The 14,145-nt window shown below is 53.7% G+C and carries 16 protein-coding genes and 1 tRNA gene; 12 read left to right on the forward strand and 5 right to left on the reverse strand.

Translation table 11 applies throughout. From position 1 onward, the window contains the following. Positions 1 to 487: 487 nt before the first annotated feature. From FRD01_RS02545 to FRD01_RS02575, 7 genes are all read left to right on the forward strand, one after another. The gene (locus tag FRD01_RS02545) at positions 488 to 1,639 is read left to right on the forward strand and encodes a site-specific integrase (RefSeq protein ID WP_146957354.1); all 1,152 of its coding nucleotides are present in this window, start codon (positions 488 to 490) and stop codon (positions 1,637 to 1,639) included. Next, the gene (locus FRD01_RS02550; RefSeq protein WP_146957355.1) at positions 1,632 to 2,279 is read left to right on the forward strand and encodes a hypothetical protein; all 648 of its coding nucleotides are present in this window, start codon (positions 1,632 to 1,634) and stop codon (positions 2,277 to 2,279) included. The genes FRD01_RS02545 and FRD01_RS02550 overlap by 8 nt, the downstream gene beginning before the upstream one ends. 140 nt (positions 2,280 to 2,419) lie before the next feature. Continuing rightward, positions 2,420 to 2,605 (forward strand): hypothetical protein, encoded by a 186-nt coding sequence (locus tag FRD01_RS02555; RefSeq protein WP_146957357.1) that lies wholly within the window; start codon positions 2,420 to 2,422, stop codon positions 2,603 to 2,605. Between the two features lie 112 nt (positions 2,606 to 2,717). Then, positions 2,718 to 2,927, forward strand: coding sequence for a helix-turn-helix transcriptional regulator (locus tag FRD01_RS02560; protein ID WP_146957359.1), 210 nt, complete (start codon positions 2,718 to 2,720; stop codon positions 2,925 to 2,927). A 112-nt stretch (positions 2,928 to 3,039) separates the two neighbouring features. Beyond that, positions 3,040 to 4,320 (forward strand): CHC2 zinc finger domain-containing protein, encoded by a 1,281-nt coding sequence (locus FRD01_RS02565; RefSeq protein WP_146957361.1) that lies wholly within the window; start codon positions 3,040 to 3,042, stop codon positions 4,318 to 4,320. After that, complete coding sequence (locus FRD01_RS02570) at positions 4,313 to 5,941, forward strand: ATP-binding protein (protein ID WP_146957363.1); 1,629 nt, start codon at positions 4,313 to 4,315, stop codon at positions 5,939 to 5,941. Before FRD01_RS02565 ends, FRD01_RS02570 begins: the two co-directional genes overlap by 8 nt. Before the next feature lie 398 nt (positions 5,942 to 6,339). Continuing rightward, positions 6,340 to 6,786, forward strand: a complete 447-nt coding sequence (locus FRD01_RS02575; RefSeq protein ID WP_146957365.1) for a hypothetical protein — start codon at positions 6,340 to 6,342, stop codon at positions 6,784 to 6,786. A 192-nt stretch (positions 6,787 to 6,978) separates the two neighbouring features. On the opposite strand, the gene FRD01_RS24130 is transcribed toward FRD01_RS02575, so the two are convergent. Next, positions 6,979 to 7,128 (reverse strand): hypothetical protein, encoded by a 150-nt coding sequence (locus tag FRD01_RS24130; RefSeq protein ID WP_249755947.1) that lies wholly within the window; start codon positions 7,126 to 7,128, stop codon positions 6,979 to 6,981. Between the two features lie 85 nt (positions 7,129 to 7,213). Here FRD01_RS24130 and FRD01_RS02580 point away from each other — a divergent pair, with 85 nt between their 5' ends. The 4 genes from FRD01_RS02580 to FRD01_RS02595 all read left to right on the forward strand — a co-directional run bounded on the left by FRD01_RS02580 (position 7,214) and on the right by FRD01_RS02595 (position 8,755). Beyond that, positions 7,214 to 7,849 (forward strand): hypothetical protein, encoded by a 636-nt coding sequence (locus tag FRD01_RS02580; protein ID WP_146957367.1) that lies wholly within the window; start codon positions 7,214 to 7,216, stop codon positions 7,847 to 7,849. Continuing rightward, positions 7,833 to 8,054, forward strand: coding sequence for a hypothetical protein (locus FRD01_RS02585; RefSeq protein WP_146957369.1), 222 nt, complete (start codon positions 7,833 to 7,835; stop codon positions 8,052 to 8,054). Before FRD01_RS02580 ends, FRD01_RS02585 begins: the two co-directional genes overlap by 17 nt. A 107-nt stretch (positions 8,055 to 8,161) precedes the next feature. Next, a complete protein-coding gene (locus FRD01_RS02590; RefSeq protein WP_146957371.1) occupies positions 8,162 to 8,401 on the forward strand; it encodes a hypothetical protein in 240 nt (79 codons plus the stop codon). Positions 8,402 to 8,404: 3 nt separating this feature from the next. Next, entirely contained in the window at positions 8,405 to 8,755 is a 351-nt protein-coding gene (locus FRD01_RS02595; RefSeq protein ID WP_146957372.1) for a hypothetical protein, read from the forward strand. Positions 8,756 to 8,864: 109 nt separating this feature from the next. On the opposite strand, the gene FRD01_RS02600 is transcribed toward FRD01_RS02595, so the two are convergent. The 4 genes from FRD01_RS02600 to FRD01_RS02615 form a co-directional block, all read right to left on the reverse strand. Continuing rightward, positions 8,865 to 8,937, reverse strand: a tRNA-Ala gene (locus FRD01_RS02600). Between the two features lie 43 nt (positions 8,938 to 8,980). After that, the gene (locus FRD01_RS02605; RefSeq protein ID WP_146957374.1) at positions 8,981 to 9,823 is read right to left on the reverse strand and encodes a mechanosensitive ion channel family protein; all 843 of its coding nucleotides are present in this window, start codon (positions 9,821 to 9,823) and stop codon (positions 8,981 to 8,983) included. A 2-nt stretch (positions 9,824 to 9,825) separates the two neighbouring features. Continuing rightward, a complete protein-coding gene (locus FRD01_RS02610; RefSeq protein WP_146957376.1) occupies positions 9,826 to 10,638 on the reverse strand; it encodes a DUF432 domain-containing protein in 813 nt (270 codons plus the stop codon). 23 nt (positions 10,639 to 10,661) lie between these two features. Continuing rightward, positions 10,662 to 12,698 carry a carboxypeptidase-like regulatory domain-containing protein gene (locus FRD01_RS02615; protein ID WP_146957378.1) on the reverse strand — a complete coding sequence of 679 codons (2,037 nt, stop codon included), beginning with the start codon at positions 12,696 to 12,698 and terminating at the stop codon, positions 10,662 to 10,664. Between the two features lie 83 nt (positions 12,699 to 12,781). On the opposite strand from FRD01_RS02615, the gene FRD01_RS02620 reads away from it, so the two are divergent. Beyond that, positions 12,782 to 14,143: an acetyl-CoA carboxylase biotin carboxylase subunit gene (locus FRD01_RS02620; protein ID WP_146957379.1), complete on the forward strand. Its 1,362-nt coding sequence runs from the start codon at positions 12,782 to 12,784 to the stop codon at positions 14,141 to 14,143. Positions 14,144 to 14,145: the final 2 nt, after the last annotated feature.

A 14,145-nucleotide genomic window follows, 5' to 3' on the forward strand; every position in this document is an offset into this window, starting at 1 on the left:
CTTGCTCCTGCGGTTCGAACTATTCGAAGTTTTCTAATAGTTGCCGCCTCAACCAACTCACCTAACGCAAAGATCTCTTTGAGATGATGGTTTATCGTGGGCACTTCCACCCCAAAGAGCTCAGCCATCTGGAGTTGTGTAAGTCAGAACGACTCGTCTTCGTAGTAAACCTCGACCCTGACCTTACCAGTCGACGACTCGTAAAAGATCAAGTCTCCAAGGAGAGTTTCGTCACTACTCATAAAAACTCCATGGTGATTAAGAAAACGAGAAAAGCCCTGAACTAGAAACATGTTCTAATTCAGGGCTTTATCGAGTGGAGCTGACGGGGCTCGAACCCGTGACCTCGTGACTGCCAGTCAACGGGTATGGTCGGAATGCGCGAATAACCGACATCAAAGGGGCTTGCAATAATGCGGGTTTAGTATCAGTCTAGATTCAATCGGCGTTAAAGATATTGACGTCGCTTTGCTACTAGATTGCTACTATGCCCAGATTGACCAAAACCTTGATTGAACGTGCGACATGCGACCCAGGTAAGCAGATCACGCTTTACATGGACTCACAGGTAAAAGCGTTTGGGGTGCGAGTCTACGCTTCAGGTTCGAAGTACTACTTCATCAACCCGATGATTAACGGGCAACGCACGTACCGCCAGAAGCCAATCTACGAGTTCGCTACGGTCGAAGACGCGAGAGCTTGGGCGATCAATCTGCGGAGACGTCTTCGAGCTGGCGAGACCGCCGAAGAGATTGAGGCAGCTCCAAAACAGCAACTTCAAGCTCCAGAATTCTTCGAACTCTTCCTGAAGGAATACTCGGAGGTCATGAAGAAGTCTGCCGCAACCGATCGGCGCTATGTCAACAACTTCCTGATACCAGCATTCAAGCGCAAAAGGATTGAGAAGATCTCCGCAAACGACCTCCAAGAGCTCAGAAACAAGATCACTGCCGATGGCGGCCGAAAACATACCGCTAATCGAGTCAGGTCTCTCTTTCGCAAAGCATGGAAATGGGGACAGCAATATGGGCACATTGACGCTTCCCTTCCCGACCCGGCAAGGCACGTCGAGAAGTTCCGGGAGAAACCGCGTGACCGCTATCTGAAGGATGAAGAGATTGTAAGACTCTTTGATGAGCTCGAGCGTGAAGAGCCAGAACTCTATCTGGCTGTGGAGCTCGCTCTTGCGACTGGATGCAGAAAGATGGAGACCTTGGCGATGCAATGGAGTTGGATTGACTTCGGAGCCAAGACCACGATTCGAATTCCTGAAACCAAGAACGGAACGTCGCACCTGGTACCGCTCAACGAACGCGTGGCGGGCATGCTCCGAGACCGCAAGTCAGTATCCATTTCCCCTTACGTGTTTCCGGGAAGATTCGAAGACGACCACCGGAAGGACTTCAAGACCGCATGGAAGCGAGTTCGTGATGCGGCAAAGATTCCCGATGTCCGTTGGCATGATCTCAGAAGAACCGTTGGGACTCGGATGGCTCAGAACGGAACCGACCTCTATACCATCGCCAAGACCTTGAATCATAAGTCCCTCGCATCGACCCAGACCTATGCGAAGTTATCGACTGAAACGACTCGGGCAGCTCTGGAGAGCATCGACCGCAAGAGAGGCAACGATGAATGAAGTTGCTCTCAGAAAGGCCTACGACTTCTTCATCTACAGTTACCAGCTGGAGGTTGAAAGGAGTCTTGCTATTGACTTCAGGCGTGAGGAGGTCGAAGCCCTAGAACGCATCTGCAAAGCGGTGGATGACATTGAGACCAAGACTAGGAAGCGGGATCGGGACCGGGCATGGAATCGTTTCTACAAGGCGCTTGATGCCGACTATCCCCAGATTAAACGCTTCAAGCATGACTTCGAAACGGTCAAGAAATGGAACCCGGAAGCTCAGTGTTTTGAAGAAGTGCCCAAGTTGGCAAACGCGCTTAGCACACGAGCCTGTATTCGTGCTCATTTGAGTCTTGGGAGTGTCACGATCGGCAGACCGGAAGAGCCATTGCGGGAGACTGTGGCCTACCTTGTGGCAGCAGAATTGCGCTGGGGTGAGCCTGGAACACTTGCGGAGATCTACCAGCGAATTCAAGCGCGCCTTCCAGAACATGTCACCACAGAGACGATCAGAAAGGCGCATGAAAAGTTCATGGAGAACATTCTAACCGATGACTTCGAGCGGGAAGACTACCCGGACCTCGAAGACATGCTCGCACCGCCCTGGGAGAAGATGGGCATGACACATGAGGATTGGATGAGACGCATGCACTGACAAGAAAAGCGAAGAGCCCGACGCGCCAACGTCGAGCCCTTCAATGTGTTTAACTGGGTTGAGACCCAGCGCCCCACAGGAACCCGCATTATAGCGGTACGGGCGTCAAGATCTCAACCCCAAAACCCAAAGGGGTTATTATGAGGAAGATCGAAGATGTTCTGAACGATGATGCGCTTCCAATTCTATCTGGGGACATTGCAGACGGGCAAACGTTGCAACGTTTGATTGAGCAGAGCCTCAAGATGGATGCCCAAGAGTTCCACACCTGGGTGCAAGGTTACGCCGAAGTCTACTGCCAAGATTCAACCATAAAGACGCTCTAAGCCTCTATTCATGCGGCTCAGGCTGACAACGTCCCAAAACAGGATACTTGTTTCCGTTGTGGCGCGCCCAAAAGCTGGTGAATCTGCGTGAGTGTAGACAAAGGAGAAACCCATGAACATGAAGTTAGTTGACACCAATACCCTTTCGAAGATGTTCCCGGCGATCAAGGCGTCGTCCTGGGTGAGCATGCGCCACCGTGGAGTTGGGCCGCGATTCGTCAAGCTCGGGAACCGAGTCTTTTACGATATCGATGATGTTGAGGCGTGGTTCGAATCAAACAAGGTCTCTTCCACCGCCGAAGCAGCGAACAGAAATCACTAACCCAAGAAACACGAAAAGCCCGGCGGCAACCGGGCTAAACGCGTCGTCAAGTACAGACAGGAAACGCTCCCAAGAGTCTGCACTTGATGACCCTAAATGTCAAGGAGTGCAAATGGACTTATCAGAGAAAGCTCGAAGGGAATACGGGGAGATGGAAGACTATCTTCGCTCCAAAGGCGTCGAGCTCAATCGTAGTGGGATGGCATGTTGCCCGTTCCATGATGACAAGAACCCTTCATTCAGCGTCAAGGATGACCGCTGGACATGCTGGGCCGGATGCGGCAACGGGGGCTTGATTGACCTTGTGGCGAAGTTCGAAGGTCGGGAGCCGCGCGAGATATGCTCGGAGCTTGGGAAGAAGTACCCTTCGGAGGGGCTACGAAAGAACTCTAAGAAGTCTGGGTCCAAGCAAACGCCGAAGCCAAAGGCCCAGGCTCCAACACCGAAGCCGAAACCGAAGCCTGAAAAGCTAGACCACCCACACCAGAACCACCCGCACTTTCGAGGCTGGCGCTCAACGCTTCTGTCACGAATGCTCGATTATGGGATTCCACTAACCGAGCCCTATCGTGGAATTCCCGCAGAATTGCTCCAAGGGCTTGTCTATGGTTTCACGGCCGAGGATTGGGACAAGGCACGCCGCGCAGTGATTCGAGATCTTAGACGCTACGTTCCGTTTGATATCCAGCCCCTGATTCCAGAAGCATATCGAATTGCAAACAAGGTTGGGGATACATGGCATCGCTACCAAAGGTTTCTCGTGTTTCCCTATTGGGACACTCAGTATCACTTCCACCCGCTAACCGGGAATGAGGAGCCGTGGGAATGCTTCTATGACCCTTCTGACGAAGAAGAGAAGCGGCAATACGAGTACAGAACGCCCTATGACCCAGAATCCTCGTGGCGAGTGCGCGGGCTTGTAGAGCTCCGATTCAGGAACGCCACCGAAGGCGCTCCCAAACAGGCACGCTACACACAGACCAAGCTGTTTGGGGCAACACGGATTCCCTATCTTTCGAACCCCGTACTACTCCGACTTGCGACCCAAGACGTGGAAGCTCACAAGCACACGCTCTATGTGTGTGAAGGGGAATGGGACACGTTGAGCGTATGGGCAAGGGGCAGGGTCGCAATCGGCATTCCGGGTACATCTTCGTGGAATGATGGGTGGTGTAAGCACTGGAATCGGTGCGGAAACGTGGTGGTCCTGAGTGACCCAGACAATGCCGGGGACGAACTCTGGCAACGAATTGTAGCCGCGTGCGTGAAGACTCATGGCCCACGTTGGACACGCAAAAGACTAAGGCGCCAGTTCAACGAAGCTGGCGACATCAACGAATTACTACAAAGGTACCAAGACGGCACCGACTCAGAGGGAAACACTCATGGATGATATTTTCAAAGGCATGAATACCCAGCTACCTAATGTTGACGATGTCGAAAAGCCGCCCCTTAAACCCAACAATAGGCCGCTGAAGAAGAGACCTAGGGTGAGGTTGGATGAGGACAGAGGTGATGCATTAGATAAGGCCAACGTGATACTTAAAGCTCTTCGGGAGCATGCCGACTATCGCTTTTATGTGAATGAAGACACCAACGGAATTGTGCAAATCAATGGCCGCGATGTAATCGCAATGGACCATGTGACAAAGTTCCAACACCGTATTCAGCAAGAGATGGTCCTTTACTATCCTGTGGAGGAGGGAGAGAAATTGTGGAACGTGCCACCTAAGGATGCCGTGCAATCGCTCATCGAGCGTGAGGAGTGGCCATATCTACGCAAACTGAAACGAATCGCGAGATTTCCGATTTTTGTCGGGGAAGATTTCGAGCTCTTTGACCGCGAGGGTTACGACCCTGCCTCAGGGACTTACGGCATGGAAGGAATGTTGAAAGTAAAGGACATGACTCTTGAAGAAGCGAAAGACATCCTCATTAACAAGCTCCTGCGAGATGATGGCGGGCCAGGACTTGACCCAGAAGATCCTCCAGGATTTCCATTTGTGGACGAGTCTGACTTGGCAAATGCAATCGGTATGGCATTGACACCACTAGTTCTTCCAGCCATCCGAGACCGGAACGACAATGCTTGTGTTCCAGTATTTATGATAGATGCATCCACTCAAGGCACAGGTAAAACGATCCTAGCAGAGTCCTTGTTGACACCGGAGCTCCGCAACGTGTCGATTCCAAAAACGGAGGAGGAGTTCCAAAAGGCGCTGGGGTCAATCATTGGTACGAAACGTGATGTGCTCTTCTTCGACAACATCTTAGACGGAGCGACATTTGGCTATCCAACACTCGCGGCAATGACAACCCAAGCCGGACGCGCTTCAATGCGCAGGCTCGGAGTAAATCAAATGATAGAGGGTCGTTTTTCAGGAATCATAATCGCCACTGGCAACAACCTACAAGTTGATGCCGATGCGCGTAGACGCACGATGTTGATTCAACTTCATTCCTCTCTGGAGAATCCCGACCAGCGCGTTTGTAAGACCGATCCAAAGTCCTATGCTAAAAAGAACCGGTCCCTCATTCACTCTGCCTTGATAGAGCTTGTTAAGAACTGGAAGGTCAAAGGCTGTCCTAGCGGTTCGATTGTCATGGGTTCGTTTGGCGAGTTCACAAGAGTTGTTGGCGGAATACTTGATGCGGCTGGTATTCCCGGATTCGCTGGCAACACTGATCGATTGAGGGAGCGGGTTGACGACGGAGGTTGGACAGACTTCACTGCCGCGATCGGAGCAGAGTTCGAAGCGAAGCGGCTCGATCTGGAGGGCGTGACAGCTCGAAACCTTGTGAAGTATTGTGAGGAAAATGATATCGACCTTCCCGCGCGACTCGCAAGTGGCAACGGCGCCGATAGGTCTTTCGGGCGGCAGGTTAAACAATACATCAGGGGGCCGAAAAACATGGGCGGATGGATGTGGGAGTTCATAGGTTCCCCAGCATCTAAACGGTCAGCATATCGCGTCCGTCGTTATCAGGCTCCGTTGGCTCGTGAAGAAGATTGAAATTCCCGCGGGTAACCAAAGAAAAAACCCGCAAAACCCGCATAACAACCTCAAACCCTTAGTATTGCTAGGGAGCAGAGATGCGGGTTTTATTTTCAAGACCCGCAATGTCCCGCAATGTCCCGCATGAGTTGTAGATGTTTGCGGGTTATGCGGGGACGCATGCGGGTTAGCGGCTCAAAACCCGCAGCATGTTTCCCTCTTTTTTCAATGACTTGTGAACATCCTGCGGGTTATGCGGGTTATTTTGCGGATCTTCTACACACGCGCACGCACACCCGGGGTCTCATTCATTAGCAAACGAAAGGGGCTACACGGCAGGGCTGTTCGAAAGATGCACGTCATTTTCATTTTTGATACAATCTGAGCCGTAGACTTGAAACACCGAGGCTCTCAGAATGGGCAAGCAACGCACGAAGAAGAAACACGCATTCCTCACACACTACAAGCAACATGGAAGTGTGACACGAGCCGCAGAAGCGGCAGGTTATGCGCAACCCGGACCTTGTTACAGGTATCTCAAGACCGGAGATGATGGCGAGTATCTGGACCCTATTGTCCGGAGCATGCTCGGAACACCCGAGCCTGAAGAGCCGGAGCAAGTGACACTACCGTCCAACGTACTGAAGCTGGTCCCGAAAGCAGACCGCGAAGTCACGCCAACGATTGAAGGTGTGCAAGCGTTGCTCTGGAGTATCGCCAACGACCAACTCACGGCAGCGGGGCCGCGTGTCCAGGCAGCGAGCATTCTACTCAAAGACCTAAGAGAGACGGTGGAAGAAGAGTACGAATCACCAGAAGATATTGTTGAAGACATTCGTCGTGCTCTTTACGTCCCGCGCTAATCGCCAAAAATACATAAACTTTCGCCAAATTATTGGTAAACAGGGGTAAACCCACGATCTGCGGTCTGTTATGATTCACTCATGACAAGGCAGAAATACATCCAACTTGAGTTCTCAGAGACCGACCGCGCATTTCTTCGAAGGTTGCGCATCGCAATGGGTGTGAAAACCAACTCGAAGGCAATCCGCGCGCTAATCAAAGAAGCGGACGCCCAAGAGCGCATTGAGCCCGTCACCATTCCGACCATTGTCACCGTTAGCCTTCCAGCGCGCACCGCCGAAATTCATCGCACTACATGCGTTCTGAGCGACCATGACATGGTTCGACTTCGAACTCTTCAAGTAAAACTCGGATGCACAACCCGGATGGCGACCATTCGCCAACTTATCTGGGACGCATTCCTATACCTAATCGAGGGACCCAGAGATGAGCAAAGCAACCAAAGCTCAAGAGAGACAACGCGACGCGTTGCTTAGAGAGATTGTAGCGTTTCCCGGACAAAGGGAGCGCGATTATGGAGCGCCACCAGAGGACATTGATCCTATTGGAGCGTTTACCGCCGACGTGGTGATCTTCCATCGTGGAGTCATCGCATGGGACGACGAAGGGCGTTGTGTACGCCTCAGCTTGGAGAATCCGAGCTTCGAGACCGAGCCGGGTAGCAACTGCCTTCGACTATGCGCCAAAGACCTACCTGGGCGAATTGGAGCGCATACCATGCGCGGACAATCCGACCTTCTGATGGTTTGGCTTGAAGACGGGCGTTGCTACGTCACCGACCTTCTACTTCCAGAAATGCCATTCCACCGACGCCACGCATGGGATCTGAGCTTAGAGCAGGCAGAATCGAACCTTGCCGAACTCGAAGCAATCCGAGTCCGGAAAGACAAGGCCGAGAAAGACAGGCGACTTCTGAGAGCCGAACAACTCCGCGAATCTGCAAGGCTCGCTGAGCTCGAAGCCAAACTTGAGGCTGAAACTGTATTGACCGAGCAACAGGCGCTTGAAGCGCGCTTGAAGACTCTTGAAACCTTGAAGGTGAAACATGAAGAACACGACTGACAAACAACTCTTGAGGCGCGCCACGGCTGTTCACCGGGACATGCTCAAACAGGCCGAGAAATTCGGTGTAAGCGCTTCTCAGTACGACGTAACGAAGCTGCTCCACACAAGCGAAAGCGGCAAGGTGAAGGTGTTGATTGACGCCACAGAGCGTCTCGCGATTGCCATCGCCAAACGTCGCCGGATTATCATTTGCGAGAAGTGATGCGCGAAGGGGTTTGCCATATCCCCCTTGGACCCAGAGCCTGCCTGGTGCGCATCTGGTAGGCCGCTTGCCCGTGAGCGACACCACACGGGAACTTTTGCGAGCTGATGATGGAATGCACTTACAAGCAAATCTTCAACTTGAACCATATCGCATGTTGGTTTGTCGAGCATAACGCACACGAAACAAGGCTACTCGCCGACGGCGTGTTGGTGCTCAAGTGTTCTAGCTTACAGGCAGCTCAAAAAGAACTAGGTCGTGTCTACACTGCCATAGGGTCAGGCTTACGAGCCGCGGCCATTGTGGAGCTAGAACACTCAAACGAACTCCATCTTGTGTTTTACTAGCAAATGAAGCCACCCGAGCATGTCATTCTGATAGGCCGAAAGCTGATAGCCTATGACGGCTCTAACGCCTACGTAGCGCAACTCTACTTCAAACACGGCGCTTTGCTTCTCTCTTGCCCAGAAACGCAATGGGAGCCGTCACCAGCGCATGACCTGAGCGCCGATTGTGCGAAGCTCGTGCAGCTCGGAGAAGGCGCGCTAGCCTATGACACACAAGGGACCGCGTACCACGTTGGGAGCGAAGAGGCTCGCGTTTGCGCGCATCTTGAATGGAATCCGGTGTTATCCCGAGCAAGGGCCGAGAACCAAAACAGGGAGTACCTGGACACGCTCAGGGCGAAGTTTGCGAAGTAGAAAAATCGGTGCCTATTTTGCTACCAATTTGCTACTATTCAGACCGCTTGCGCCAAGAAAGAGAAAAGCCCTGAACTAGAAACATGTTCTAATTCAGGGCCTTATCGAGTGGAGCTGACGGGGCTCGAACCCGTGACCTCGTGACTGCCAGTCAAGCGCTCTCCCAGCTGAGCTACAGCCCCTCGAGTGGAGGGTGATATAATGAAGACTAGGCGGCCTGTCAATTCATATTTGGGCCTCTGGAAGAGAAATCTCCGCTCCATCTTTGCCTCGGAAACGCAAGACCCTTTGTGGCAAAGGTATTTCGATTCCAGCTTCGTTTAACGCCCGCTTGACGTCCATGTACATCGAGTTTCGGAGCTCGATGTAATTCTCGCGCACAACCCAAACCGAGAACTGAATGTCGAGCATAGACTCTCCAAACCCCCGAAATATGAAGAGCGGCTGCGGCTCGTCGAGGCAGAGCGGATTCTCAGCGGCGACGTTCATCAAGACTTCGCGCACGTGGTCTACGTCTTCTTCCATACCCACGCGAATCTGCAAATCGAACCGACGCACCGGAAAATGCGTCAGATTTGTGAAGGTTGTTTTCAAGAGTGTTTCGTTCGGCACACGGACGGCTAAGTTGTCATAGGTTCTAATTCGCACGGAAAGGAGGTCAATCGCGACCACCTCGCCCGTGGTCTCGGCGATTTGAAGGATGTCTCCGACCACAAACGGCCGCTCGCCCAAGAGAAAGAGTCCAGAGATGATGTTTGACGCAGAGGTTTGGGCCGCGAATCCAATCGCAACGGTCAAGATCCCGGCCGCGCCGAGTAGGACCTTGAGGTCAAAGCCCAGATAGCTCAGGGTAAGTCCCACCAAGAGTACCACAAAGAATGTGTGTGAGACTCGCCTGAGCACGATAGCGTGGCGCTCACCGGCCTTTCTGGCCGTAATGCGCCCCACCAACACGCTGAGCCAGTGCGCAATCACCAGTCCCACCAGAAAGAGAGTGAGCGCGGAACCCCAGACCATCAATCTGCGCGTCGTGAAATAGGCAATGATTTCGTTAAGGAATTCTTCCATGACTATCCCAGGAGCTTGTGAAGTGCGCGAACAAGGACGTTTGACGTAGGTTCTGCGCGAGGAAGCGTGATTTTTTCGGCTCGCTCGGCTTCCTTGGGCGCCGAAGGTCCAAGCTTTAGGTGCGCCATATTCCCACGCTCCTCCGCGACCAAAGAGATGCCTTCGGTCCAGAACCGCTCTCTCGCGTCTTGATAGAGCGTCAGAACAGGCACCGGAATGTTGATGCGTTCGATTAGCATAGGGGTCTGTGTGGCATTTCGCACGGAAACCCGTGTCAACGCGCGCGCATGATACGCCTGAACGTCCTCCAACGAGGTTCTCCCGGCAGTCCGGCTTGCGTAGGCGAGCTCGCCGTCTTGTACATCGCCAAACCAGGTGTCGGAAGGTCTGTAGGTCGGGATTTCCAAGATGGGGAGCGCGGTTTGGGTCTCGATGCATAGCCAGAGTGGCGTGCTCACATAAAAGACGACCTCATCATGCGCTCCCAACCACGTGGGCGTCTCCGGCCTAACCACCACGCTTCTATCCGCGAGCGACGGGTAAATCCTGAGCTTCCTGCCTTCCCACGACGTCGCGAATCGCGCGATATGCTTTGGATCCAGCGGCTCCGGGGCGCTCTGAGTCTTTATGAGGTTCGCTCGCTCTTCGAGTGGGTTTTTGCCCTGATCCCAAACGAATTTCCATTCGTGTGGCGCGTGAGAAATCCACGCGTTCAAGGGGCCAATCTCCAACGAGAATACGGACGTGTCGTCAAAGTCGATCAGGCCCCATCCATCAAATCCTCTGATTTTTTCCGTTACAACTCGCGTTTTCACATCACAATCCAGCTCAGCGGGGATCATTGGGGACGAATGACGTGCTCCTTATACTTGCCGCCATTCCAAGTGACAACGAGCACGCTATTTCCGCGTCTCCACGCAGCGATCCACCAATCACCCCGTTTGATGCCTGAATCGGGAGGAACCTCGTCAATGCGCCAGCCTCTGCCGTCGCGGACAAGACGAAAACCGATTGCGTCTATCTCAGCGCGAGATAGGTAACCCTTTGGCGGGGAGCTGAGGACATCGGCACGGAGTTCCACACGGTCGTCTGCACCTTCACTGAGTTCAAAAATCGCTTCGCCGCGCCGCGCGTCCACCAGATAGAGAGCCAGCGTTTCCCCTTCTGCCATTCGGCGCTGGAAAGGCAAATCACCCGACGATTTCGCCCAATCCATTTGAGCCTCCGGGCTTCGAATACCAATGAAAGCTCCGTTTATCGGGGACCCCGTGGAGTCCAATACAAAGACTTGCCTTGTAAACTGTCTTGAAAGTTCAACGGAGGTCGACTCTCCAGTCGCCCTTCCCTCCTCCTCTCCAAGGCCTGGCGCTGAGGCACGCCATTTGGGGGCTTCTACGTCATTCCAAAGCGAGGCCCTCGCGAGCCAATTCTCGCCATCCTTCATCACCTCAATCTGCGTGGTCCTTCCCTCGAACTCAATCTGAAGGCTCGGCTTTTCCGCCGACCTGATCCCAAAAACGTGTTCCTTCGGAGGCGGTGGTGAAATGGATGCATCTCGCCCAAGTTCGAATTGCACGCGCGCCAAGCCCGCAGCCATCTTCAGATCGGCATTAGTTGGACCCGCCGGGCAATAGACACGGAAGTCTCCAGGCTTCAGTACGTCATGAGCGCAAAGGGTGTCGCCTTGAGAAAAAACAACATCATGAACGCGGTTTTCCGACTCGACCCTAACGAGTTCATTGCCACCGGACGCAGCGCTTAAGTCGAGTTCCACTCGGGAGCCGGAAACCGAGGTCCAAGGGGATTCGAACCTACCCATGATGGCACGAGCTCTAGCCGAAGCTGGAGCCGTGTTGTCGCGCCATTCACCCGCAGAATTCGTGACGCCTCCGCCCGAGTCAAAATCGCTTTCCCAGACGACCCGCGCCCCCTCCACGGGCTCCTCGCTAGAGCCAAGCGCCACAAAGGTTCTGGGTGTGCCTCGCTTAAGGACAAGGCTGACGTTGCCGCGCCCCGTGGCGCGCCGGGCCTCAAAATCAGGGTGCCGAGCGACCAGTCGAGCTTCGGGAGAAGGAAGATGGTCTGAGATGAATCGTCCATCGGCGCCCGTCTCCACCAATTCGTGCGGCGCGCAAACCCCATCCGTACACGAATCGACGAGGACCACTGCCCCCTCAATGGGTTCGCCAGTTTCTGCCAAGACCTCCCCTTCAATGGAACTTCCCTCCTTGAGCACGACTTCTACTGAGCGAACCTCAGCGGAATGAAAAATCTCGAGGTGAGAGGCCAGATAGCCAGGAGCTGTCACGCTCAGAGCGTACTCGCCTTCAGGAAGGCACCGGACCGTAAGTCCATCCGTTGAGGTCTCCCCTTTTAAGAACACAAACCCTACGAACTCGAGACCTATCCGAACCTGAGCTTCTAAACGTTGCCCGAACTCGTTTCGCACCAAGAGAGAAAGCGGAGAGCCTGCCACAACTTCAAGTGTTTTGGCGTCAGCCTCAAGGGCGCCCCAAAAACATCGATCACCCGCACTAGCCCTTACCTCAAGCGTTGGAATTTCCTCGTCTTCGTAGGTTAGCGGCAACGGAAAAAGCCCGTTTGGAGATTCGGCTTGGAAATCGGCATCTACGCCGGGACCACCGAGCCAAAGAGAGACCGACCCTTCAGCGCCCCGCACTTCGATAATACGCCCATCGCGAGTGCTTACGAGGGTTGGCGAGGGTTCAGGCTCGGCAACAGAAACCTCGACTTTATCTGGCTTCTCTTCGTGCGTTGACTCAACGGGTGGCGCCTCTTCGGCGTCATCACTCGCGAACCAGAGCACCGCAAGGCCCACACAAATCATCGCAACTATGACGAGCGCTTTCTTCAAATCTCAACCAAGGCGCAAAATTCCACTTGGGTTGCGGCGCATCCTGTGTACATTAACCGCGAGCCCTCTCTTAAGGATCTAACATGTTTCAGAAAGTATTGATTGCCAACCGTGGCGAGATTTCGTGTCGAATTTCCAAAACCCTTCGGGATCTGGGTATTGCAAGCGTCGCCATCTATAGCGAGGCGGATGAAGGCGCAAAACACGCGAAGGCAGCCGATGAGGCGTTCCTCGTAGGTCCAGCGCACGTCACCGAGAGCTATCTCAACATCGACCGGATTATCGAAGTTGCGATCGAGTCGGGCTGTGATGCCGTTCACCCTGGCTATGGCCTTCTGAGCGAGAACTCCGAATTTGTACAGCGGGTCAAGAGCGCTGGAATGACCTTCATCGGGCCATCCGAAGAAGTCATGAAACTGATGGGCGACAAAGCCGCAGCACGTGCGTTCGCAATCGAGGCCGGAGTGCCTGTGGTTCCCGGAACGGATGGCGAAATCGAAGGAGAAGATGCCGCCGTGGCGTTCGCCGAAGAGTTTGGATACCCCCTCCTCGTCAAGGCCGCGGCCGGCGGCGGCGGAATCGGAATGAAGCTCGCTCGCAAGGAAAAACAACTCCGCAAAGCCGTGCAAGAGTGCGTGCGTCGCGGCGAGTCGTCGTTCGGTAGTGGTCGAATCTATCTTGAGCGCTATGTGGAAAACCCGCGGCACATCGAGATCCAGGTCTTTGGCGACTCCCACGGCAATGTGATTCACCTTTTTGAGCGCGAATGCAGCGTGCAAAGGCGTCACCAGAAGGTCATCGAGGAATCTCCAAGCATGATGATGACCAGGTTTGAAGGGCTTCGTGAACGTATGTGTGATGCTGCGGTAAAGCTGGCCAAAGCCGCCAACTACACCAACGCGGGAACCGTTGAATTCATCGTGTCCCCTGACGGCGATTTCTACTTCATCGAAATGAACACGCGTCTGCAGGTCGAACACCCTGTAACCGAGGCCATCACTGGATTAGACCTCGTTGAATGGCAACTCCGAGTGGCTGCGGGTGAAAAGCTTCCAAAATCGCAAGACGAAGTTCAGACGTGTGGCCACGCCATCGAGGCCCGAATCTATGCTGAGGCTCCTTTCAAGATGTTCATGCCGCAGCCTGGCCGTATCACAGACTACAAGGAGCCCTCGGGCGAATCCGTAAGAGTTGATAGCGGTGTGCAAGGCGAGTGGGATGTGACGCCCTTCTACGACCCGCTGGTGGCCAAACTCCTGACACACGGTGAGGACAGGACTCAAGCAATCGAGCGCATGAAAGCTGCCTTAGGTGACTACGTGATTGGCGGATTGGTCAACAATATCGAGATGCACAAACTTGTCTTGGATGCGGACGCCTTCAGAAACGGTGAAGTGCACACAAGTTGGCTCGAAGAGTGGATCAAGGACGTTCCGCAAGGTTGACG

This window comes from Microvenator marinus, assembly GCF_007993755.1.
In the GTDB taxonomy this organism is placed as follows: Bacteria; Myxococcota_A; Bradymonadia; order Bradymonadales; family Bradymonadaceae; genus Allomicrovenator; species Allomicrovenator marinus.

Excerpts from the sequence above, each read along its gene's own strand:
- FRD01_RS02545 (WP_146957354.1), top strand. The coding sequence starts at position 488 with ATGCCCAGATTGACCAAAACCTTGATTGAACGTGCGACATGCGACCCA.
- FRD01_RS02550 (WP_146957355.1), top strand. The coding sequence starts at position 1,632 with ATGAATGAAGTTGCTCTCAGAAAGGCCTACGACTTCTTCATCTACAGT.
- FRD01_RS02555 (WP_146957357.1), top strand. The coding sequence starts at position 2,420 with ATGAGGAAGATCGAAGATGTTCTGAACGATGATGCGCTTCCAATTCTA.
- FRD01_RS02560 (WP_146957359.1), top strand. The coding sequence starts at position 2,718 with ATGAACATGAAGTTAGTTGACACCAATACCCTTTCGAAGATGTTCCCG.
- FRD01_RS02565 (WP_146957361.1), top strand. The coding sequence starts at position 3,040 with ATGGACTTATCAGAGAAAGCTCGAAGGGAATACGGGGAGATGGAAGAC.
- FRD01_RS02570 (WP_146957363.1), top strand. The coding sequence starts at position 4,313 with ATGGATGATATTTTCAAAGGCATGAATACCCAGCTACCTAATGTTGAC.
- FRD01_RS02575 (WP_146957365.1), top strand. The coding sequence starts at position 6,340 with ATGGGCAAGCAACGCACGAAGAAGAAACACGCATTCCTCACACACTAC.
- FRD01_RS02580 (WP_146957367.1), top strand. The coding sequence starts at position 7,214 with ATGAGCAAAGCAACCAAAGCTCAAGAGAGACAACGCGACGCGTTGCTT.
- FRD01_RS02585 (WP_146957369.1), top strand. The coding sequence starts at position 7,833 with ATGAAGAACACGACTGACAAACAACTCTTGAGGCGCGCCACGGCTGTT.
- FRD01_RS02590 (WP_146957371.1), top strand. The coding sequence starts at position 8,162 with ATGATGGAATGCACTTACAAGCAAATCTTCAACTTGAACCATATCGCA.
- FRD01_RS02595 (WP_146957372.1), top strand. The coding sequence starts at position 8,405 with ATGAAGCCACCCGAGCATGTCATTCTGATAGGCCGAAAGCTGATAGCC.
- FRD01_RS02605 (WP_146957374.1), bottom strand. The coding sequence starts at position 9,823 with ATGGAAGAATTCCTTAACGAAATCATTGCCTATTTCACGACGCGCAGA.
- FRD01_RS02620 (WP_146957379.1), top strand. The coding sequence starts at position 12,782 with ATGTTTCAGAAAGTATTGATTGCCAACCGTGGCGAGATTTCGTGTCGA.